Origin of the sequence: Devosia soli (assembly GCF_000970455.1) — a bacterium.
GTDB lineage: Bacteria > Pseudomonadota > Alphaproteobacteria > Rhizobiales > Devosiaceae > Devosia > Devosia soli.
The window spans coordinates 245,438-266,028 of the sequence record NZ_LAJG01000042.1 but is presented as its reverse complement, the minus strand read 5'-3'; the positions used below and the strand labels follow the sequence as shown (position 1 = coordinate 266,028).

The 20,591-nt window shown below is 62.6% G+C and carries 22 protein-coding genes; 13 read left to right on the top strand and 9 right to left on the bottom strand.

Annotated elements, in window-relative coordinates:
- Positions 1–21: 21 nt before the first annotated feature.
- The 3 genes from VW35_RS17790 to VW35_RS17780 all read left to right on the top strand — a co-directional run bounded on the left by VW35_RS17790 (position 22) and on the right by VW35_RS17780 (position 3,253).
- Positions 22–1,308: an EAL domain-containing protein gene (locus VW35_RS17790; protein WP_046144408.1), complete on the top strand. Its 1,287-nt coding sequence runs from the start codon at positions 22–24 to the stop codon at positions 1,306–1,308.
- Between the two features lie 91 nt (positions 1,309–1,399).
- Complete coding sequence (locus VW35_RS17785; RefSeq protein ID WP_046144407.1) at positions 1,400–2,278, top strand: TIGR01459 family HAD-type hydrolase; 879 nt, start codon at positions 1,400–1,402, stop codon at positions 2,276–2,278.
- On the top strand, positions 2,279–3,253 hold the full coding sequence (locus VW35_RS17780; protein ID WP_046144406.1) for a bifunctional riboflavin kinase/FAD synthetase: 975 nt from the start codon (positions 2,279–2,281) through the stop codon (positions 3,251–3,253). It begins immediately after the preceding gene.
- On the opposite strand, the gene VW35_RS17775 is transcribed toward VW35_RS17780, so the two are convergent.
- Entirely contained in the window at positions 3,250–4,380 is a 1,131-nt protein-coding gene (locus VW35_RS17775) for a helix-turn-helix transcriptional regulator (protein WP_046144405.1), read from the bottom strand. The genes VW35_RS17780 and VW35_RS17775 overlap by 4 nt on opposite strands.
- Before the next feature lie 78 nt (positions 4,381–4,458).
- On the opposite strand from VW35_RS17775, the gene VW35_RS21770 reads away from it, so the two are divergent.
- The 7 genes from VW35_RS21770 (at position 4,459) to rsmD (ending at position 13,103) form a co-directional block, all read left to right on the top strand.
- Positions 4,459–4,845, top strand: coding sequence for a hypothetical protein (locus VW35_RS21770; RefSeq protein ID WP_162484857.1), 387 nt, complete (start codon positions 4,459–4,461; stop codon positions 4,843–4,845).
- A 3-nt stretch (positions 4,846–4,848) separates the two neighbouring features.
- On the top strand, positions 4,849–6,030 hold the full coding sequence (locus tag VW35_RS17765; protein ID WP_046144403.1) for a hypothetical protein: 1,182 nt from the start codon (positions 4,849–4,851) through the stop codon (positions 6,028–6,030).
- 75 nt (positions 6,031–6,105) lie between these two features.
- Positions 6,106–9,081 carry an isoleucine--tRNA ligase gene (gene ileS / locus VW35_RS17760; RefSeq protein ID WP_046144402.1) on the top strand — a complete coding sequence of 992 codons (2,976 nt, stop codon included), beginning with the start codon at positions 6,106–6,108 and terminating at the stop codon, positions 9,079–9,081.
- Between the two features lie 149 nt (positions 9,082–9,230).
- Complete coding sequence (lspA, locus tag VW35_RS17755; RefSeq protein ID WP_052951845.1) at positions 9,231–9,782, top strand: signal peptidase II; 552 nt, start codon at positions 9,231–9,233, stop codon at positions 9,780–9,782.
- An 85-nt stretch (positions 9,783–9,867) separates the two neighbouring features.
- The gene (locus VW35_RS17750) at positions 9,868–10,563 is read left to right on the top strand and encodes a hypothetical protein (protein ID WP_046144401.1); all 696 of its coding nucleotides are present in this window, start codon (positions 9,868–9,870) and stop codon (positions 10,561–10,563) included.
- Positions 10,564–10,670: 107 nt separating this feature from the next.
- A complete protein-coding gene (locus tag VW35_RS17745; protein ID WP_161796941.1) occupies positions 10,671–12,536 on the top strand; it encodes a pseudouridine synthase in 1,866 nt (621 codons plus the stop codon).
- Between the two features lie 3 nt (positions 12,537–12,539).
- Positions 12,540–13,103 carry a 16S rRNA (guanine(966)-N(2))-methyltransferase RsmD gene (gene rsmD / locus VW35_RS17740; protein WP_046144399.1) on the top strand — a complete coding sequence of 188 codons (564 nt, stop codon included), beginning with the start codon at positions 12,540–12,542 and terminating at the stop codon, positions 13,101–13,103.
- Here rsmD and VW35_RS17735 read toward each other — a convergent pair.
- From VW35_RS17735 to VW35_RS17725, 3 genes are all read right to left on the bottom strand, one after another.
- Positions 13,100–13,513 (bottom strand): Fur family transcriptional regulator, encoded by a 414-nt coding sequence (locus VW35_RS17735; RefSeq protein WP_046144398.1) that lies wholly within the window; start codon positions 13,511–13,513, stop codon positions 13,100–13,102. The two genes, rsmD and VW35_RS17735, sit on opposite strands and share 4 nt — an antisense overlap.
- Complete coding sequence (locus VW35_RS17730) at positions 13,503–14,321, bottom strand: metal ABC transporter permease (RefSeq protein ID WP_046144397.1); 819 nt, start codon at positions 14,319–14,321, stop codon at positions 13,503–13,505. The genes VW35_RS17735 and VW35_RS17730 overlap by 11 nt, the downstream gene beginning before the upstream one ends.
- A gap of 170 nt (positions 14,322–14,491) precedes the next feature.
- Positions 14,492–15,283 carry an ATP-binding cassette domain-containing protein gene (locus VW35_RS17725; protein WP_083982986.1) on the bottom strand — a complete coding sequence of 264 codons (792 nt, stop codon included), beginning with the start codon at positions 15,281–15,283 and terminating at the stop codon, positions 14,492–14,494.
- A gap of 115 nt (positions 15,284–15,398) precedes the next feature.
- Here VW35_RS17725 and VW35_RS17720 point away from each other — a divergent pair, with 115 nt between their 5' ends.
- A complete protein-coding gene (locus tag VW35_RS17720; RefSeq protein ID WP_046144396.1) occupies positions 15,399–16,349 on the top strand; it encodes a zinc ABC transporter substrate-binding protein in 951 nt (316 codons plus the stop codon).
- A 6-nt stretch (positions 16,350–16,355) separates the two neighbouring features.
- On the opposite strand, the gene VW35_RS17715 is transcribed toward VW35_RS17720, so the two are convergent.
- Entirely contained in the window at positions 16,356–16,712 is a 357-nt protein-coding gene (locus tag VW35_RS17715) for a DMT family protein (protein ID WP_046144395.1), read from the bottom strand.
- A gap of 75 nt (positions 16,713–16,787) precedes the next feature.
- A complete protein-coding gene (locus VW35_RS17710; protein WP_046144394.1) occupies positions 16,788–17,042 on the bottom strand; it encodes a DUF2164 domain-containing protein in 255 nt (84 codons plus the stop codon).
- A gap of 97 nt (positions 17,043–17,139) precedes the next feature.
- On the opposite strand from VW35_RS17710, the gene VW35_RS17705 reads away from it, so the two are divergent.
- Together VW35_RS17705 and VW35_RS17700 are read left to right on the top strand one after the other, a co-directional pair.
- Positions 17,140–17,799 (top strand): hypothetical protein, encoded by a 660-nt coding sequence (locus VW35_RS17705; RefSeq protein WP_046144393.1) that lies wholly within the window; start codon positions 17,140–17,142, stop codon positions 17,797–17,799.
- Positions 17,800–17,815: 16 nt separating this feature from the next.
- The gene (locus VW35_RS17700; protein WP_046144392.1) at positions 17,816–18,397 is read left to right on the top strand and encodes a hypothetical protein; all 582 of its coding nucleotides are present in this window, start codon (positions 17,816–17,818) and stop codon (positions 18,395–18,397) included.
- On the opposite strand, the gene VW35_RS17695 is transcribed toward VW35_RS17700, so the two are convergent.
- The 3 genes from VW35_RS17695 to cobU form a co-directional block, all read right to left on the bottom strand.
- A complete protein-coding gene (locus tag VW35_RS17695; RefSeq protein ID WP_152662654.1) occupies positions 18,381–18,881 on the bottom strand; it encodes a hypothetical protein in 501 nt (166 codons plus the stop codon). The two genes, VW35_RS17700 and VW35_RS17695, sit on opposite strands and share 17 nt — an antisense overlap.
- Positions 18,882–18,912: 31 nt before the next feature.
- Positions 18,913–19,803 carry a cation diffusion facilitator family transporter gene (locus VW35_RS17690; RefSeq protein WP_046144391.1) on the bottom strand — a complete coding sequence of 297 codons (891 nt, stop codon included), beginning with the start codon at positions 19,801–19,803 and terminating at the stop codon, positions 18,913–18,915.
- 141 nt (positions 19,804–19,944) lie between these two features.
- Entirely contained in the window at positions 19,945–20,490 is a 546-nt protein-coding gene (gene cobU, locus VW35_RS17685) for a bifunctional adenosylcobinamide kinase/adenosylcobinamide-phosphate guanylyltransferase (protein ID WP_046144390.1), read from the bottom strand.
- Positions 20,491–20,591 lie beyond the last annotated feature (101 nt).

Genomic DNA, 20,591 nt, shown 5'->3' with positions numbered 1-20,591 from the left:
CTCAGTTCATCCGGGAAGCCAATGCAGGCGCTGGTCTACTTGTTTATCGCTATCGCCGCGTTGGCCTTAGGCGCTGCAACCTATTTCGGCTTGTCCTTCACGCCGGCCGAGGCTGTGCTCGCTGGTCTTGTCGCTGCTTCCATCGGCGTCATCATCACCGAACGCCGCTTGCGGATGCGCGCCGAACGGCGTCTTGAGCGCGGCATCGAGGATCTTTCGCGGCTTCTGGCGACCGATGCGCAGGCCGGCTCCGTGCTGGGCCGCCGCATCAACGCGCTTTCCGAACTGAACCCCGGCCAGCGCCTCGAAACCATCGAGGCCGATATCTCCGTCCTCGGCACCGTCATCCGCCAGGTGGCCGAAGCGGTTGCCGAGATTGAGGAAAAGGCCACCAAGCCCGCTGCGCCCAATCCTGCCCTGGCTGCCGAGCGCTTTTCGGCCGAAAAGCCCCGGACGGCTCCGGCGCCCACGACGCCCGCCGAAGACGAGATCGAACCGATCATTCCGGTCGAGCTGGTGCGGCAGGCGATTTCCGAACAGCGCCTGGTGTTTCATATCCAGCCGGTGGCGCGCCTGCCGCAGCGCCGGCCTGCAGGCTATGATCTTATCCCCCGCCTGATGCTGGAAGATGGCGACCTGGCCGAGCCGGCCGACTTCATGCCCCGGACTGGCAGCACGGATGTTCTTCAGCGCATCGAAGGCACGGCGCTCAACGAAGCCGTCGCCATTGCCCGCCGCGCCCGCACCGGCGGCCAGGCGATCACGCTTTATATTCCATTGAGCGCCGCAAGCGTGCGCGACAGTGCAGCGCTCGAGCAACTGATTGCCACCCTCGACGCCAACCGCGTGATCGCAACCGGCCTCGTTTTCCTCATCGGCGAGCAGGACTTCCAATCCCTCCTGCAATCGTCGCGGCCAGCGCTGCAGGCGATCCAGCGGCGTGGCGCAGGTTTCTCGCTCGCCTCGGCCAGTTCGCTCCGCCTCAACTTTACCGATCTATCCGAGATCGGCGTCCGCTCGGTGCGCGTCAACGCGCAGCGCCTCATCGGCACGCCCGAAGTCTATACCGACTTCCATCTGTCCGATATCGCCAGCTATGTCGGCCGCTTCGACATGACCTTGCTGGCTACCGGCGTGACCGACGAGCGGCAGATCGTCGAGTTGCTCGACAATGAAATCATGCTGGTACAGGGCAATCACATCGCCCCCGCCGGCCCGGTGCGCGCCGATCTGCTGCTCGAGCCGACCCGCACCGTTGCCCCGCCACAGCCGGCCCAGGCCACTGCCCGGCGACGCGCCGAGGTCTGATTTTCCCATCCGCGAAGCCGCTTTGGGCTTGATCGCGGTATGCAAACTGCCACATAGCTCGTCGCATCTTTCTCCAACATGGAACAGCGCCATGTCCGCGTCAGCGCCTCTGCCCATCATTTCCGGCCTTGCCGATCTCGCGGGGCGCTATGATGCGGTCTTGAGCGATGTCTGGGGCGTCATCCACAATGGCGTCGCAGCTTTCCCCGAGGCAGTCGAGGGGCTGGTGGAATATCGGCGCGCCGGCGGCAAGGTGGTGCTCATTACCAATGCGCCGCGGCCATCCCCACCGATCGTTGCCATGCTCGACCGGCTCAATGTGCCGCGCGAAGCCTATGACGCCATCGTCTCATCAGGGGACGCGACGCGGACGATGATCTCGAAGTATCGCGGCAAAGCCATCCACCATGTGGGGCCGGCAACCGAGGACGACGCTTTGTATGATGGGTTCGATCTCCGCCGGACCGGGCCGGACGAGGCCGAAGTGGTAGTCGTGACCGATCTCGACACCGATGACGATACCCCCGAAATGTATCGCGACCGCGCCAAATTCTGGCTCTCGCGAAAGCTGCCGATGATCTGCGCCAATCCCGACCGGGTGGTGGAGCATGGCGACCAGATCATCTATTGCGGCGGGGCGCTGGGCGATCTCTATGCAGCCATGGGCGGCATGGTGCTAATGGCCGGCAAGCCCTATCAGCCGATCTACGAAGAGGCATTTCGCCTGGCGGAGCTGGCGGCGGGCAGGGGGCTCGACAAGAGCAGGGTACTCGCCATCGGGGACAGCGTGCGCACCGATGCAACGGGCGCTGCGCAGTTCGGCGTCGATCTGCTCTTCATCACCGGCTCGATCCATGCCGCCGAGCTCGATGCCTTCGGCAAGCCTGATCCGCAGGCAATTGCCGACCTCGTGGCGCCGAGCCGGGCGCGGGTCGCGGGCTTCTTGCCGCGTCTTTCCTGGTCGGCCTGAATGTCCACATTCGTTCGGCTCTCGGACTATGCCGGGCTCCCTGCGGCGCTGAAGGGCGCCTATGTGGCGATCGGCAATTTCGACGGCATACATCGAGGGCACCAAAAGGTCATCGCGGCGCTGCGCGAGCGCGCTTCGGCGGCCGGCGTTCCAGCGCTGATCCTGACCTTCGAGCCGCATCCGCGCGATGTCTTTGCGCCGGCGCCCTTCATGTTCCGGTTGACGCTGGGCGACTCCAAGGCGCGGCTGGCCGAGGCGCTGGGGCTCGATGGCATCATCATTCTGCCGTTCGACACCGCCTTTTCGCAGATGGAAGCGGAAAGCTTTGTCGCCGATGTGCTGGTCGGGGCGCTGGGCGTGCGCGGCGTCATCGTCGGCTCGGACTTCCATTTCGGCCGCCAGCGCCGCGGCACGCCGGCCTTTTTGCGCGAGCAGGGGACGGCCCTGGACTTTGCGGTCGAAACGCTCGATCTCGTCGACGAGGGCGACGAGCCGATTTCCTCCTCGCGCATCCGGGCTGCCCTGTCCGAAGGGGCAGTCACTGCGGCCAATCGGCTCCTCGGCTATCACTGGTTTTTCGATGGCTGCGTGGTGCAGGGCGATCAGCGCGGCCGCGAACTCGGCTATCCGACGGCGAACACCATGACCCCGGCTGGGTTCCAGCTCGCCCAGGGCGTCTATGCCGTGCGCGCCAAGGTGGGGCAGCAGCTGCTCGATGGCGTTGCCGCCTATGGCAAGCCGATGTTCGACAATCACCGGCCGCCGTTTGAAACGCATCTCTTCGATTTTTCCGGCGATCTTTACGGCCAGACCATTTCGGTGGCGCTGGTCGGGCATATCCGCGGGCAGGAAGTGTTCAAGGGGCTCGATGATCTCATCGCCGCCATGGATCGCGACAGCCGCAAGGCGCGGGCGATGATTGCGGAGTGCGGTCCGCTTGGCGTACTCGACACGCATCTGGGCTTTTTCGGCTAATCGCTTTCGAGGACCAGGCGGACGAGGTCTGTCTGCCGACGTACGCCGGTCTTGTCGAAAATGCTGGTCAATTGAGCCCGCGCGGTGGCGTCGGAGACGCCGCGATCGGCAGCGGCGGTCTTGCGACTACCGGTTTCGACAAGCGCTAGCGTCAGTTCGGCTTCGGCGGTGGTAAGGCCGAATTTCTGGCGCAGGGCGAGCAGTTTTTGGCGCAGCTTTTGCTGAGGATCGGTGATGATCACGATCACGGCCGGCCGTCTCTCTGAGGGGAAAAGCCGGCTACCGGGATAGGGCGCGCAGTGCACCGAAAGTACGCCATGCGGCGTCGGGACATCGAGCCGCCCGCCGGAACTATGGTCGGGCGCGGAAAGGCATAGGGCGAGCAAGCGCGACAGGCGCCGGTCTGCCGCCCCATCGGCACAGCCGAGACGCCGCTGGCGGAGAACGAGGCGGCCGCTTTCCAGAAGAGTAGCGGCGCCGGCATTGGCGTCGAGCAAGAGGCCACGGCCATCAAGCAGGATGGCCGCCTGGCCCGAGAGATCGAGGACATCGAGGCTCGACCGGGCAAGGCCACGGAACCGGCGCAGCAGCGTATTGGTTTCGAGCGCTTGCTGGACGGTGGGGAGAATGGCTTCGAAGCGCGCGATCTGATCAGTTTCGAGCGGAGCGCGGGAATTGAGCATCAACGCGCCAGCCCAGCCATTTTGTGTGGTGAGGACGAGGCCGGCGCCGCGGCGATAGCCCTGCGGGACGCACCACTCGTTATAAAAGCTGTCTCTCACGAAGCCGTCGAAGTCGGCCATGGCTTCATCGACGACGAGTTGCCCCGGGCTTTGGGACAGCATGAAACGCATAAGCATGTTGCGCGGAGCATAGGTCGAAAAATAGCGCGCGATCTGGGCGGGATCTGTGCGCGGCGCGAGGATTTCTGGGGCAGCGCCGGCAATGCCGCCACCGAGCGTCGCTTCAACGACGCCGAGATAATCGGACAAATGCTCCAGCATTGCAGGCCAAGCCGCATCGTCCTCGGCAGCCTGCCTTATGGTCCCGATGATCGCGTCGATACCGGCCATCACGCCACGCTCCGCATCGAACGTCTGTTCGATGTCCACGCCAGCATGGGCCAATAAAAAAGTCCGGTCAATCGAAGGGGTGACCGACGCTACCTCCAGCGCAGGCTCGTTTCGGACCGGGAGTGTTAAACGATGACTTTGAGAAGAAAGCATAGGCCCTATGCCTGGCTTATGGGCATTTTGCTGGCCAGCGTCAGCACGGTGCCGGGCTATGCCGTCGAGAATGTGCGCCGCGAGGTGCACCACTTTTTCGAATGCCTCGACATGATGCTGAGTTCGCCCGCCGACCATAAGGCTAACTGCCAGCCGAACCGGGTGCCGGGGCCGTTTGGGTCTATCCAGTCGACAGGGGGTAGCGACAGTCAGCCAGTGGCGCCGCCAGCTCCTCCTGCGCCCCCAGCGCCGCCTGTGCCGCCGGTCGTCGTGGCCGAGCCGCCACCGCCCCCGGTTGTCGAGCCGCCACCGCCACCGCCGCCAGCGCCCGATCCCTGTGCCTGCGGGTCCTGCTACGCGACATAAGCCATGGCACCGCGGGTTCTGCTTGCCTGGGAAGGCGGCGCCGGGCGCGGCCATGTGGTGACGTTAAAGGTCATCGCAGAAGCACTCGGCGCCGCCGCCATTTGCGATGCTGCCCTCTGCCGCATGGAGCATGCGGCAGAGATCGCGTCCTTTTGCGACGGTGTTTTTGCCGGAGCCCGGCTTTGGCCGAACCGGGCAAGACGCGAGGCAATGGGCAATCCGCATACCGCAACCTGGGGCGATTTTCTCGGCGATCTGAATTTTTGGGATCCGCAATTTCTGATCACCCAGATCGGCTGGTGGCTCGCGGTGATCAGGGCACGGCAGAGCCGAATGGTCGTGGCCGATTTTGCGCCCTGCGCGCAATTGGCCGCCTTGATTGCCGGCATTCCCTCTATCGCTGTGGGGACGGGCTACTCCGTGCCACCCAGTGGGCTTGAGCGTTTTCCGGTGCTGCTGCCTGAATATGCAATTTCTATTTATGACGAGGGCGAACTGCTCGACGCGGTGAACCGCGCGCTCCGGCATTTTGGGTCCGCGCCGCTGCAACACCTCTCCGATATTTACAGTGGGGGAGGCGCCATGCCGCGCACTATCGCGGGCCTTGATCCCTATGATGGGATGAGAGCGGCGCCACTGCTGCCGCCGCTCAACGAAAAATTGCCGCGGCCCGACGGGAGCGGCGAAGAGATCTTTGTCTATTTTTCAACGAGAGAGACCGAAAACGAAGCACTTGTCGACGCGGTCTTGGGCCTCGGGCTGCCGATGCGCGCCTTCCTCCCAGGTGCAGATGGAGAGATGAAGACGCGCTTCGCATCGGCTGGGGTTGTGGTCGAGCCAGCGCCAGTGCCGGTTGAGGATATCGGCCGGCGCACGCGGTTGATGATCCACTCGGGACAGCATGGTTCGCTGTGCCTTGGGCTCGGCATGGGATTTGGGCAAATTGCCATTCCGCAGCATCTCGAGCATCTTTTTCATGCCAGAAAGGCGGCTGCGCTGGCGCCGGTCAGTATTATCGGGCCGAGCATGAAGAGGACAGACGACATCGCCGGGGTGATCGAAGCAGCCTATCGCGACGACGCGGTATCTTCCCATGCGCGGGGCGTGGCCATGCGGTTGGGCGATGACCTTTTTGGCGATATCGGCGTCATCACGCGCGAACGTCTCCTGCCGCTGATCGGCTGAAGGTAAATCACCCTTTGCCCCATGGGCGTCACCTTGCTAAAAGGCGCGCACTTCTTCCGAACGAAACGCCGATCCATGACCGATACCGCTTCAAGCGCGACCGAAAGAGATTATTCGGCCACGCTCTTCCTGCCCGAAACCGAGTTTCCAATGCGCGCGGGCCTGCCCGATCGCGAGCCGATCTGGCTCAAGCGCTGGCAGGACATGGACATTTATGCGCTCCAGCGCGAGCAGGCCAAGGACCGGCCGCTCTTTACGCTCCATGACGGCCCGCCCTATGCCAATGGCAATATCCATATCGGGCATGCGCTCAACAAGACGCTGAAGGACCTGGTTTCCCGGTCCATGCAGATGCTCGGCTACAACTCCGCCTATATCCCCGGCTGGGATTGTCACGGCCTGCCGATCGAATGGAAGATCGAAGAGCAGTACCGCGCCAAGGGCAAGGACAAGAACGAGGTTCCGGTAGTGGAATTCCGCCAGGAATGCCGCTCGTTCGCTGAAAGCTGGGTCGACATCCAGCGCGAAGAATTTAAGCGCCTCGGCGTGCTTGGCGAATGGGACAACCCCTACCTGACGATGAGCTTTGACGCCGAAGCGCAGATCGCGCGCGAGCTGATGAAGGTGTCGATGTCGGGCCAGCTTTATCGCGGGAGTAAGCCCGTGATGTGGTCGGTGGTCGAGCGCACGGCGCTGGCCGAAGCCGAGATCGAATATGCCGATTATGAGAGCGATACGATCTGGGTGAAATTCCCGGTTTCGCGCATCCAGACCGTTGATGGCAAGGACACCGACGAGGTGATTGCGCATCGCGAGCACCTGACAGACGCAAGTGTCGTCATCTGGACGACGACGCCATGGACGATTCCAGCCAACCGCGCGATCTCGTTTTCGAGCAAGATTGCCTATGGCCTTTATGAGATCACCGAAGCGCCGGCCGAAAACTGGGCCAAGGTGGGCGACAAGCTGATCATCGCCGACAAGCTGGCAGCCGAGGTCTTTGCCAAGTCAAAGGTGATCGGCAACGTTCGGCTGCAGACCGTTCCGGCTTCGGTTCTCTCGGGTATCGCGGCATACCATCCGCTGCGCGGTTTTGGCGGCGGCTACAATTTTGACGTGCCCCTGCTCGATGGCGAGCATGTGACCGACGATGCCGGTACCGGCTTTGTCCATACCGCGCCCGGCCATGGTCTCGACGACTTCGGGATCTGGATGGAATCGACGCGCCTGTTGCAGGATCGCGGCGTCGATCCGGCTATCCCCTATGTCGTCGGCGATGATGGTTTTTACACCAAGGACGCGCCGGGCTTTGAGGGCGCGCGCGTTATCGACGACAATGGCAAGAAGGGCGACGCCAACCAGCGCGTCATTACGGCGCTGGCCGAGCACGGCAATATCATTGCCCGTGGCCGCGTAAAGCACCAGTATCCGCATTCCTGGCGGTCCAAGAAGCCGGTGATCTATCGCAATACGCCGCAATGGTTTGTCTATATGGACAAGGACATCGAGGGCGCGGCGGGCGACACTTTGCGCGTGCGTGCGCTCAACGCCATCGACAAGACCAAATTCTATCCCGCAGCGGGCCAGAACCGTATCCGCGCCATGATCGCCGACCGGCCCGATTGGGTTCTGTCGCGTCAGCGCGCCTGGGGCGTGCCGATCACGGTTTTCGTGCACAAGGAAACTTCGGAAATTCTGCGCGACGAAGCGGTCAATCACCGCATCGCCCAGAGCTTTGAGGAAGAGGGTGCGGACGCCTGGTATAAGCCGGGTGCTGCAGAGCGCTATCTCGGCTCGGACTACAAAGCCGACGACTATGAGATGGTGACTGACGTGCTCGACGTCTGGTTCGACAGCGGTTCGACCCATGCCTTCGTGCTGCGCAACAAGCAGAAGTGGCCGCATCTCAAATTTCCGGCCTCGATGTATCTCGAAGGCTCGGATCAGCATCGTGGCTGGTTCCATTCGTCGCTGCTTGAATCGTGCGCGACCAATGGCTATGCGCCCTATGACAGCGTTCTCACTCATGGTTTCACCATGGATGGCGAAGGCAAGAAGATGAGCAAGTCCCTGGGCAATACCGTTGCCCCGCAGGACATCATCAAGCAATACGGCGCCGATATCCTGCGGCTCTGGGTGGCGTCCTCCGATTATTCGGAAGACCTGCGGCTGGGCAAGGAAATCATCCAGACGACCGTCGACAGCTATCGCAAGCTGCGCAACACGCTGCGTTGGCTCTTGGGTAATCTGGCGCATTTCAAGGCCGATGACGTCGTCGATTTCCGCGATATGCCCGAGCTTGAGCGGCTGATGCTGCACCGGCTGGCGCAGCTCGATGCGGGCGTGCGCGCGGCGTACAAGGAATATGACTACCGCAAGGTGGTCTCGCTGCTGACCAATTTCATGAACATCGAGCTTTCGGCGTTCTATTTCGATATCCGCAAGGACACGCTTTATTGCGATCCGATCTCGTCGGTGAAGCGGCGTTCGGCGCTGACCGTGCTCGATCACCTGTTCAATGCGCTCACGGCATGGCTGGCGCCGATCCTGGTATTCACCATGGAAGAATGCTGGCTGGAACGGCATCCGGGTGAGACCGAGAGCGTGCATCTGCGGCTCTTCCCGGACGTTCCGACCGAGTGGCTTGACGAACAGCTGGCCGAGAAGTGGCAGCTTATCCGTGCCGTCCGCCGCGTCGTCACCGGCTCGCTCGAAATCGAGCGGCGTGAGAAGCGGATCGGCTCGTCGCTGGAAGCGGCGCCGACGGTGTTCATCGCCGATCCGCGCTATGTCGTAGCGCTCGAGGGCGAGGACCTTGCCGAGATCGCGATTACCTCGGCCATTGTGGTCAAGCAGGCAGAAGGTCCGACAGAAGCATTCCGGCTCGACGAAGTGCCAGGCGTCTCGGTGATGCCGGGGCTCGCCGAAGGCAAGCGCTGTGCCCGGTCCTGGAAAGTCTTGCCCGAGGTCGGGACCGATCCGGACTATCCCGACGTGACCCTGCGCGATGCGCAGGCGCTGCGTGAATTGGCGGCGGCAGGGGTTTCATAAGCGACGGAGCTTGGCTCTTTCGCCCTCTCCCCTGTGGGAGAGGGCACCCTAAGGCGGGTGAGGGGTATTTCCCGAGCACCGCTTACCCCTCATCCGGCGCTGCGCGCCACCTTCTCTCACAAGGGGAGAAGGGGAAGACGGAGAGCGCATTGAAAGCAACCGCCACCTACACTTCTCTCGTCGCAGCGGTCCTCGCCTTCGGCATCGACCGGGCGCAAAAGGGCTATCACATTGCTGCCGATTGCTATGCCATCGGCCAGGCGAACTGCGTCGAGATCTTTTCCAACTACGTGCCGTTTTCGATGACCGGCTGGCGCGGCGGCGAGATCACGCCGGTGACGCCATTTTTCGACTACGTCCTCGTCTGGAACACCGGCATTTCCTATGGCCTTCTCGATGGCCTGCCGGTCTGGACGCTCGGCGCGATCATGATGGTCGCCATTGTCGGTCTCTCGGTCTGGTGGTGGCGGACCGATGCGCCGATGGTGCGGCTCGGGCTCGCCTTCTGTATCGGCGGGGCATTATCCAACGCGCTTGACCGATTGATCTTCGGCGCGGTCGCAGACTTCTTCCATTTTCATTATGGAAGCTGGTCGTTCTACATCTTCAACATCGCCGATATGGCGATCACACTCGGCGTCATCCTGCTGATCCTCGATCTTTTGGGGCTGGGACGAAAACCGGCCGCAAGACAGAACTGACGTTGACTTATCATTGTGCTGCCCAAATCTGGCCTTAGGGGCAGAAATGCGGTATGAAGGCCGCCGTTATCGTAAGGGACGTTTCATGCGTATTGGATTGACCGGCCAGCAGGGCCGTATTTCGGCCGTGGCGCGTGCAGGGCTTGCCGGACTCGCTTTGGCAGCGACACTGGCCCTTGGCGCTTGCACTACGGTTGAGGGAACCAATGCGCTGACCGATGTCGGTACGTTTGAGCGCGAAGTACTCAATACGACTGCACGCGGCGTCGGGTTGATTCCGGGCGAGGCCGCCAAGGAAGAGCCGACCCAGGCGCGCGCGCCGCTGGTGCTGCCGCGGGACGGCAGCCTGCCAGCTCCAACGACGCAAGTCGTTTCGGCGCAATTGCCGGTGAACAGCAATACTGTGCAAGTCGACACATCTAAACTTTCCGAAGCCGATTTGGCGCGTCTGCGCAGCGCCAAGGTCGTCGATCTGCGCTCTCTTTCCGGCCGTCCGCTGACAGCCGAAGAAGCGCGCGCCCTGACGGCACGCATGAGCGCCGCTGGCATGCAGGTCACCGCTGCGACAGGTCGTCCGCTTTATCTGCCGCCGGACGAATATTTTACACGTGTTGGCGACGCGAATCTCATCTGCCGTACGCCTGCGGGAGAGTTCGTGCCTTTGAACGACCAGCGTTGTCCCGAGCAGGTGCGCAAGGCATTGCGCAGCAACGGCCCCGGCGCCACGGTCCTCAGCACCGGTCCTTCCACCAATCTGCTTGGCTCGGAAGTCAAAAACTAGTTCTGGACATCCGGACGTTATGATTCCCGGCGGCCGGATGATCCGGCCGCCTTTCGCATTCTCCGCGCCGCCCATAATGGGTCCCGCATGACATGAAAGTCCTCTCGATGAGCGACACTCCAAAACCCGAAACCGCCGATCGTCTTGCCAAGGTCATGGCCCGTGCCGGGCTTTGCTCGCGCCGCGATGCCGAAGGCTGGATTGCTGCCGGCCGCGTCACCGTCAACGGCAAGAAGGTGATTACGCCGGCCTTCAACGTGACGAGCCGCGACAAGATCATCGTCGATGGCCAGCCGCTGGCCGAGCGCCAGGGCACGCGCGTCTGGCTCTATCACAAACCCGCCGGGCTCGTCGTGACCGAGAAGGACCCCGAGGGGCGCCCGACGATTTTCGAAGCGCTCGAGGAAAAGGGACTGCCGCGCGTTGTCACCGTCGGCCGGCTCGACATCAATACCGAGGGGCTGTTGCTGCTCACCAATGACGGTGGGTTGAAACGTATTCTCGAATTGCCCTCGACCGGCTGGCTGCGCCGCTATCGCGTGCGCGCCCATGGCTATGTCACCCAGGCGCAGCTCGATGCGCTCAAGGACGGCATCACCGTCGATGGCGTTAATTATGGTCCGATCGAAGCCACGCTCGAACGCGAGCAGGGGCACAATATGTGGATCGTCGTTGGCTTGCGCGAAGGCAAGAACCGAGAAGTCAAGAACGTGCTTGGGGCGCTCGGACTCGAAGTCAATCGCCTCATTCGCGTATCCTATGGTCCATTCCAGCTCGGCGACCTCAACGAGGGCGAGATCGAAGTGGTCAAGGCCAAGATGCTCAAGGACCAGCTGGGCAAGAAACTGGCGGAAGCGGCCAATGTCGACTTCGACAGCGAAATGCCCGAGGGCCTGTTCCCGCCTCCGCGCGCCATGAGCGAAAGCCCGCGCAGCCGCGGCTTTAGGAAGCCGGCTGCGCGCAACGCTTTCGGCGCATCCGAAGAAGACCGTCCGGTACGGCCGCGCCGCATCCACTTCGAAGATGATGGCCGCGCGCCGGAAGAGTATGAGCCCAAGGGTCCCGGCAGGGGCGGGCGTGGCCGCGCCGATCCCGACGATCAACCGGCGAGCAATTACGGCCGCCCGCCTATCCGTGCGCCGCGCGCCGACAAGCCGGACGGCGACCGCAAACCTTTTGGAGCGAAGAAGTCATTTGGCGACAAAAAGTCATTTGGCGACAAAAAGTCGTTCAGTGACAAGAAGCCTTTTGGCGAGCGGAAATCCTTTGGCGACAAGAAGCCTTACGGCGATCGTCCGCAGCGCAGCCGGACTGACGGCGGCGAACGTCCGGCTCGTGGCTTCAGCGAGCGTCCGCAGCGCAGGGACGACGATCGGCGCAGTGGCAATGGCGAACGCCCGCAGCGCAATTTTGGCGGCGGTGAGCGCCCGGCACGCGGAGCAGCGCGCCCGTTTGGCGACAAGCCGCAACGCAGCTTTGGTGGTGGCGATCGCCCCAATCGCAGCGGAGGCGAGAGGCCAGCCCGGTCGTTCGGGGACAAGCCGGCGCGCAATTTCGAGGATCGTCCGAGCCGCGGCGACCGTCCGCAGCGCTCTTACGGCGACAAGCCGGCACGCTCGTTCGGCGACCGGCCAGACCGTGGACAGCGTTCGGATCGTCCGCAGCGCTCGTTCGACGACAATCGTGGTCCGCGCCGTGATGACCATTCGGGTCAGGGCCGGCCGCAGGGTGGCCGCCCCGCAGGCAAGAGCTTTGGCGGCGCGCGTTCCGACGGTGGCCGTCCATCGACTGGCGGCCGTCCCGGCGGCAAGCCGTTTGGCGGTAACCCAGGTAGCGGCCGGCCGACCGGCGGTCGTCCGGCAGGCGGAGGACGCCCGTCCGGTGGCGGCTCGCGTCCCGCGGGTGGCTCACGTCCCACGGGAGGCTCCCGTCCCACGGGTGGGCGGCCCGGTGGCGGCAAGCCGCGGGGTTAAGCGGTGCGGATCGTTGCCGGCAAGTTTCGCGGCAAGCAGTTGAGTTCGCCATCGGACGATTCCATTCGCCCGACGGCCGACCGCGTGCGCGAAAGCATGTTCAATATCCTGGGGTCACGCCTCGGGCCCGTACTCGAGGGCAAGAGGGTCCTCGATCTTTTTGCCGGTACCGGCGCGCTGGGGCTTGAAGCGCTGTCGCGCGGGGCGGCACACGTGACATTTGTCGATACCGGCGCCGAATCGCGCGGCCTCGTGCGCGATCATATCCAGGCGTTCGGCGTTGCCGGGATCACCAAGCTCCTGCGCCGCGATGCGACGGCGCTCGGGACGCCGGGTACGTTCGGGCAGTTCGATCTCGTCTTTCTCGATCCGCCCTATGGGCAGGGGCTCGGGGAAAAGGCGCTGGCCGAACTGGCGGCGAATGGCTGGCTCAAGCCCGGCGCGACGCTTGTCTGGGAAGAAAGCCGCGATGTGCCGGTGGCTGTGCCGCAGGGGTTCGAGCTCGACGATGAGCGCGAATATGGCGCGGCGGCAGTGCGTTTCCTGACATTCGGGCCGTCGGCCTAGGCCGCCTTGAGGCACTGGGCGCAGCGGCCACGGATTTCCATGGTGGTGCGTTCGACCTTGAAGCCTTCGGCATGCGCCCAGGCGCCGAGTCGGCTTTCGATGACGGCATCGGCGAACTCGTCCACCTTGCCACAGCCTTCGCAGATGGCGAAGGCGATAAGGCCTTTGCGGTGGCAATGGGCATCAGCGCAGGCGACGAAGGCGTTGAGCGATTCAAGCCGATGCGCCAATCCCCGATCAACCAGCTTTTCGAGCGCACGATAGACCTGCAAGGGCGCCCGGAGGCCTTCGGTGCGCAAGCGGTCAAGAATGTCGTAGGCGCTCAAGGGGCCCGACGAGGCCGTCAGCGTGCCAAGCACCAGTTCCTGATTGCGCGTGAGATCGGTCGGCATATCGTGGCTATGCGCCATGGTTTTCTCTCCTGCCAAACAGGCGGGCGGTGGGGACCGTGAGGGACAAAAGAAAGATCAGGAGCGCCGCAACGACGATCGACGGGCCGGAGGCGGTGTCCCAGGTCAGCGAACCATAAAGGCCGGCAATGACCGAGGCGGCGCCGAGCACTGCGGCAACGAGCGCCATGATCTCTGGAGTGGCGCTCAGCCGCCTTGCAGTGGCCGCGGGGATGATCAGCAGCGAGGTGATGAGGAGGACGCCGACAAGCTTCATGGCAATGGCGATGACCGAGGCCATGAGCAGCATGAGCAGAATGCGGCTGATCTCCGGCTTGAGGCCTTCGGCTTCAGCGAGCTCGGGGCTGACGGTGGCGGCAAGCAGCGGGCGCCAGTTGAGCGCGAGAAGCACGAGAATGGCGATGCCGCCGCCATAGATGATGAGGATGTCTTCGGTCGAGACGGCCAGAATGTCGCCGAAGAGGAAGCCCATGAGGTCGATGCGCACCTGGGTGAGGAAGCCGACAAGCACGAGGCCGACCGCGAGCGAAGAATGGCTGAGAATACCGAGGAGGGCGTCGGTCGAGAGGGTGTTCTGGCGCTGCAGCAAGAGGAGCGCGCCGGCGACAAGGGCAGCGACGGCAAAGACGCCGAGCGTCATGTTGATCGAGAGCAGGATCGAGATGGCGACGCCGAGCAGCGCCGAATGGGCCATGGTATCGCCGAAATAGGCCATGCGGCGCCAGACGACGAAGCAGCCGAGTGGGCCGGTAACAGCGGCAAGGCCGACGCCGGCGACAAGGGCGCGGGTGAAGAAGTCACCGAGCATGGGGGGCTCCACTTTTGCACATTATGCGTGCCGACACCCCCTCCCAGCCTCCCCCATCAAGGGGGAGGTGCTGCATCAGGTGTCGGGCAGCATCTCTCCAAAGCCACCAGCCGGAAACCTCGCCCTTGATGGGGAAGGTTAGGAGGAGGTGGGGTACTACGCTCGAAAACTCAGCCATGATGATGCCCGGCATGCGCATGCACCCCATCCTTGCTCACTACGCAACCGTCGTCGTGGTGCTCGTGGTCGTGATGATGTTCGTAGATCGCCAGGGTTTCGGCGGCGCGGGTGCCGAAGAGCGCAAGATATTCGGGGCTGCGCTTGACGGCGGCAGGTGTGCCGCGGCAGCAGACATGGCCATTGAGGCAGATGACCGTGTCGGTTTCAGCCATGACGACATGGAGATCGTGGCTGATCATCAGGATGCCGGCCTTTGTGGTATCGCGGATCTGGCGGACAAGTTCGTAAAGCGCGACCTCGCCGGAAAAATCGACGCCTTGCACGGGCTCGTCGAGGACGAGAAGATCGGGCTTGCGGATCATGGCGCGGGCAAAGAGCACGCGCTGGAATTCTCCGCCGGACAGTTCCTGCACCGCGGCACCGAGCAGGCGGCCGGCGCCGACTGCGGCAAGCGCGGCTTCGATTTCGCTCCGCGCATATCGACCGGTCAGCGTCATCAGGCGCTCGACCGTGAGCGGCATGGTCCAATCAATGCTCAGCTTTTGCGGCACATAGCCGATCTTGAGTCCCGGCTTGCGCGTTACCGTGCCCATCGAGGGTTTGAGGACGCCAGTGGCCATCTTGGCCGTGGTTGATTTTCCCGAACCATTGGGCCCGATCAACGTGACGATTTCGCTACGCGAAATGGTAAGGTCGACCCCTTCGACCAGAATGCGATGCCCGCTTCGCACCCCCGCATTGGTAAGGGTGATGAGCGTCTCGCCTTTCGTACGCATGTCCATGAAAAGATCCAGAGGTGCTCTTGACGGTGATATTTACGTTATAGCATAACACCGCCGCAAGCGTAATAACATAACATATCATTTGACGATATGATGCGACCAAGAGGTAATTTCGATGACGAGGCTTCTTCCCCTTGCTGCCCTTGCTGGTCTGATGCTGACGGGGACGGCGTTCGCAGCGCCCAATGTCGTTGCATCGACTAAGCCGGTGCATTCGCTGGTCGCTGCCGTGATGGCAGGCGTGGGTGAACCCGGGCTGATCGTCAAAGGCGCCGCTTCCCCCCACACCTATTCGCTGCGTCCGTCCGATGCGCAGGCTCTCGAGAATGCCGACATCGTCTTTTGGACCGGCCATGGCTTGGAGCTGTTCCTTGCCGAGGCGCTGGGATCGCTCGCGACCAAGGCCGAGACGGTGGAGCTCGCCGATGCCGAAGGCATCACGCTCCTCCCGGTGCGCGAGGGTGGCGCCTTCGAGGCGCATTCGGATGGCGATGACCACGCTGGAGAAAAGCATGATCACGAGCATGAACATGACCATGCCGATGAAGTGAGCGAAGGCGACATGCATTTCTGGCTCGATCCGGAAAATGCCAAGCTGATGGTCGCCGAGATCGCCCGCGTTCTTGCCAAAGCCGATCCGGACAATGCAGCGGCGTATAATGCCAATGCCGAAACCGAGATTGCTGCTCTGGATGCCCTCGAAACCGAAATCGCAGCAAGCCTGACTGCGGTGACGGGCAAGCCCTTCGTCGTTTTCCACGACGCTTACCAGTATTTCGAAAACCGCTTCGGCCTCACCGTTGCCGGCTCGATCACGGTTTCGCCCGAAACCATGCCGGGCGCGGCGCGGGTCGACGAGTTGCGGACCAAGGTCGCCGAACTGGGCGCAACCTGCGTCTTCGCCGAGCCGAACTTCGAGCCGGCCATCGTCAGCACCATTATCGAGGGCACAGACGCCAAGGCTGGCGTGCTCGACCCCGAAGGCAGCGCGCTGCCCGAAGGCCCGGCGCTTTATGGCGAACTGCTGCGCGGTCTCGCCAGGGGGCTTGTCGATTGCCTCAAATAGCCTTGGCTATTTGAGGGGGCCCTTGAAGATGAAGAAGGCGCCAACGCCGATGAAGGCAAAGCCGATCGCGTGGTTCCAGGTCAGCTTTTCGCCGAGATAGAACACGGCGAAGAGCGCAAACACCGAGAGCGAAATGACTTCCTGGATGGTTTTGAGCTCGGCCGCCGAATAGACCGAAGAGCCGATGCGATTGGCGGGGATAGCGAGCCAATACTCGAAGAACGCCACGCCCCAACTGATCAGAACCACCACCCAGAGCACGAGGCCATGGTATTTGAGGTGCCAGTACCAGGCGAAGGTCATGAAGACGTTGGAGGCGAGAAGCAGCCCGATGGGGGCGAGGCTGGGGAAATTAAGACCCATGAAGCACCGTTGCGCGATTCGGCCGGTTGACCGAGGTTCCGCATCATTTCCGGCTAATCGCCGACTTTGGCAAGCTCAACGCAGATGCCGGGTCGGTTGTTCGAGCGCGAAGATCTCGTCGGTCAGGTTCTCGACCTGTTTGCGGATGAGCGCCTGCGCATCGTAAAGGCCTCGATTGTAGAAATAGGCGCCCATCTTATCGACGAAAAACTGCATCAGCATCTCGGCGGGAATAGCGCCGATGGACTGATCGAGTTCCTCGCGGAAATAATCCTGTATCTCTCCGACGATGGCCTTGGTTTCTTCTCTGTCGAACTTAATCGGCTTCATCGCAAAACTCCTTCAGGCCTCGTTCATATCGCGAGTCGCCAATTGTCGGCAGGCGCAAGCTCGGTCACAATGTGCGCCGCTGAGGAGGAATTTCATCATGTTCGCCCGCCTGCCGCTCACCGCCCTGAGCCTCGTGCTGATCGCCGTTTCGCCGGTTTTGGCCAAGGACAAAACGGCCGATCCGGCGCCCGCTGTCGCGGAAACCGTCACCTGCGAGGGCGTGTTCGGGCGGACAAGCTCTGATGCGCTGGTCAAGGAGACGTTCGGGGCCGAAAACGTCAAGACCGGCATCGTCTATGGCGCCGAGGGCATGGAAGTGATGGCGACAACGGTCTATCCGGATGACCCGCAGCGGACGATGGAATTCAGCTGGTGGGACGAGGACAAGCTTGAATATCTCGGTTCTGTCGAGCTTTCGCCAAGTCAGCAGACCCCGACCGGGGTTCGCATCGGCATGACCGTTGCCGAGGTGGAAAAGATCAACGGCGCGCCGTTTACCGTCGGCGGCTTCTGGTGGGATTATGGCGGCAATGCGAATTTCGAAAAGGGCACGCTGGTCAATTCCGAAGACGGCTGCGGCTTCTGGATCCGCTTTGCGCCCAACGACGAATATCCATCCGATCTCAATGTCGATGCGGTTTCGGGCGAGGTGACGGTATCGTCCTCGGAGCCGCTCCTCAAAACGCTCGATGTTCGGGTCCAGTCGATCTCGGTCGGCTATCCCTATCCGGAAGAATTGCCACCGCAGGACTATTGATGGAAGGGCGAGATGGATGCAGAACACCATCATCTATCTCATCGGCCATTATGGCGTCGGAAAACTGACGATCGGCAAAGCCATTGTTGAGGCGACCACGGCCCGGTTGTTCGACAACCATCTCGCCAACAATGTGATCTTCTCGCTCATCCGTGAAGACGGGCGGACCAAAATCCCGGAGCGGGCCTGGGACCTCATCATGACGATCCGCCGCCAAGCGCTGATCGCAATAGCCGAAATCGCCCCTAGGGATGCGAGCTTCGTTCTTACAAACGCCTTGATGGAGGATGATCCGCTCGACCGCCAGTGCTACGACGAAGTGGTCGCCACGGCCCGGCGGCGCGACGGCATATTCGTGCCGGTTCTGCTTTCGGCATCGGACGAGGCGCATGCGCGGCGCATTCCGTCCCTCGAGCGCGGAGAACGGCTTAAAATGACCGATGCTGAGGGAGCTGCCATTGTGCGGAGGACCAAGAGATTGCTCGTGGTCGATCATTCGCATCGCCTCGATATCGATACGACGACGCTACCGGCGGCCGAAGCGGCGCGGCGCATCATCGATCATGCCGACGCGATTGCCCTCAGCAGGCGGACTTGAACGAGGTGACCAGCGGCTCGACCAGATCGTCGAGCCTGGGGCGGTCGGTCTGCGCATATTCGAGGCGAAGCGCGGCATAACCGCTCGCGTCGCATAGGGCGATCATGTGCTGGACAATCACGCGGCCGGATTTTTCGGCCGACCAGGTGGCCCATCCAGGTGTGGCAGCCTGGGAGATGACGTTCCAGCCATCGTCACGGTCGTCGGCAAAACGGGCATTGGCTTCGGATTCGAAATCGGGCTCAAGCGCGAAGTAACCGCCCCAGACCGTCAATTTGCCGACGCGGCCATCAAGCAGAAAAACTTCGCCATCGCCATTATCGCTTTCGCCCTGGCCCTCGAAACCGGGCGGGATGTCCACTTCGTAACCATAGCGCCCATTGGCATAGTACCCCCAGCCAGACTGGGCATGAGCGGCCGTGACGGCAAGAAGGATGGCAAGGAGGGCAGTGATGAGGCGCATGACGGGGAGTGTGCCCCGCATCGGGGGCGTACGGCAAGGGGCGACAGTCGGCCTAAACCACGACGATCCCGGCGTGCTTGGCCTTGTTTTCGGGCTCGACGTGGATGGTGATCTGCACGTCCTTGACCGCGTCGCGCAGCTTGGCTTCGATGGCGTCGCAGATGGTGTGGGCGTGATCGACCGTCATGGCGCCGGGCACGACAAGGTGGAAGTCAATGAAGGTCAGCTTGCCGGCCTGGCGGGTGCGGATGTCGTGGGCCTCGATAGCGCCATCGGCGCTTTGCGAGATGACATCGCGAATGGTCTTTTGCGTATCGGGTGGCACGGCGACGTCCATGAGACCGCCGACGCTGTCGCGGATGACGCCCCAGCCGGACCAGAGTATGTTGAGTGCGACGAGGGCGGCGAGCGCTGAATCGAGCGCAGCGATGCCGGTTGCATAGACGAGGACGAGGCCGAAGATGACGCCGATGGTCGAAACGACGTCCGTCATCAGATGTTTGGCATCGGCGACGAGCGCCGGCGAGCGCACCCGGTGGCCATAGCGCCTGAGATACTGTGCCCAGCCGACATTGATCACCGTGGCGGCAAAGCTGACGGCGAGGCCTTCGATCGGCGCCTGGGGCAGTTCGGGCGACATGAAGCCGAAATAGGCTTCGCGCAGAATGAGAATGGCCGCGACGATGATCATGACGCCGACGAGAACGGCCGAAAAGTACTCCGCCTTATGGTAGCCATAAGGCAGCGAGGCATCGGCCGGGCGTTGGGCGAGGCGCACCGCGACGAGCGCCGCAATGGCCGTCACGACATTGACGATCGATTCGAGGGCGTCGGAATAAAGCGCGATGGAGCCGGTGATCGACCAGGCAAAGAATTTGAGGCCGAGTACGGCGATGCCAATGACAAGGCTGGCCGTTGCAATGGCGAGCGTACGTTCGGACATGTGATCGGTCTCCGTTTCGGCGAGGAGGAGGCCATAGCTTCAATGTCGACCGCCGGCAAGTCCTTGTATTTGCGAGTGATTTTCAGAAGCATTTGCTTCTGGTGCTGGTTCCCGCAAGCCCTTGATTGCACTTACTCTTATCTATTGCGCCGTCGCTCCCTGCGGTTGGGGAGAGTTGCCTTTTAAGGTGAGGGGCAGGCCCGCGGCGACGAAATAGACATCGTCGCAGACTTCGGCGAGCCGCTGGTGAGCGGAGCCGGCAAGATCGCGGAAGGTACGGGCCATGGCATTTTCGGGGACGATGCCCAGTCCGACCTCATTGCTGACAAGGATTACCTTGGCGCGCTGAAATTCCATCAGCGTGGCGCAAAGCTCGCCCACGGCGGTCGCAACATCCTCGTTGGCGATCAGAAGATTGGTGATCCAGAGCGTCAGGCAATCAACGAGAATCACGTCGTGCACGTCGCCTGCCGCAAGAATGACCGGGGAGAGCGCCAGCGGCTCCTCGATGGTGGTGAAGCGATCGGCATGGCCGGCACGGTGACTGGCGACGCGATCGCGCATTTCCGGATCAAGCGTCGCGGCGGTCGCCAGATAGACCGGGCGACTGCCGGCACGCAGAGCCAATCGCTCGGCAAAAGCCGTCTTGCCTGATCGCGCGCCTCCCAGAACCAGTGCATGCCGCATCTCGTCCTCCCGCCGCTTCCTGGTGGATGTCCGGGAAACCGATTTGACCGGGCTCCCGTTCCACGCGTCCATCCGGCTCTGGCGCGCCTCACGTAAAACCA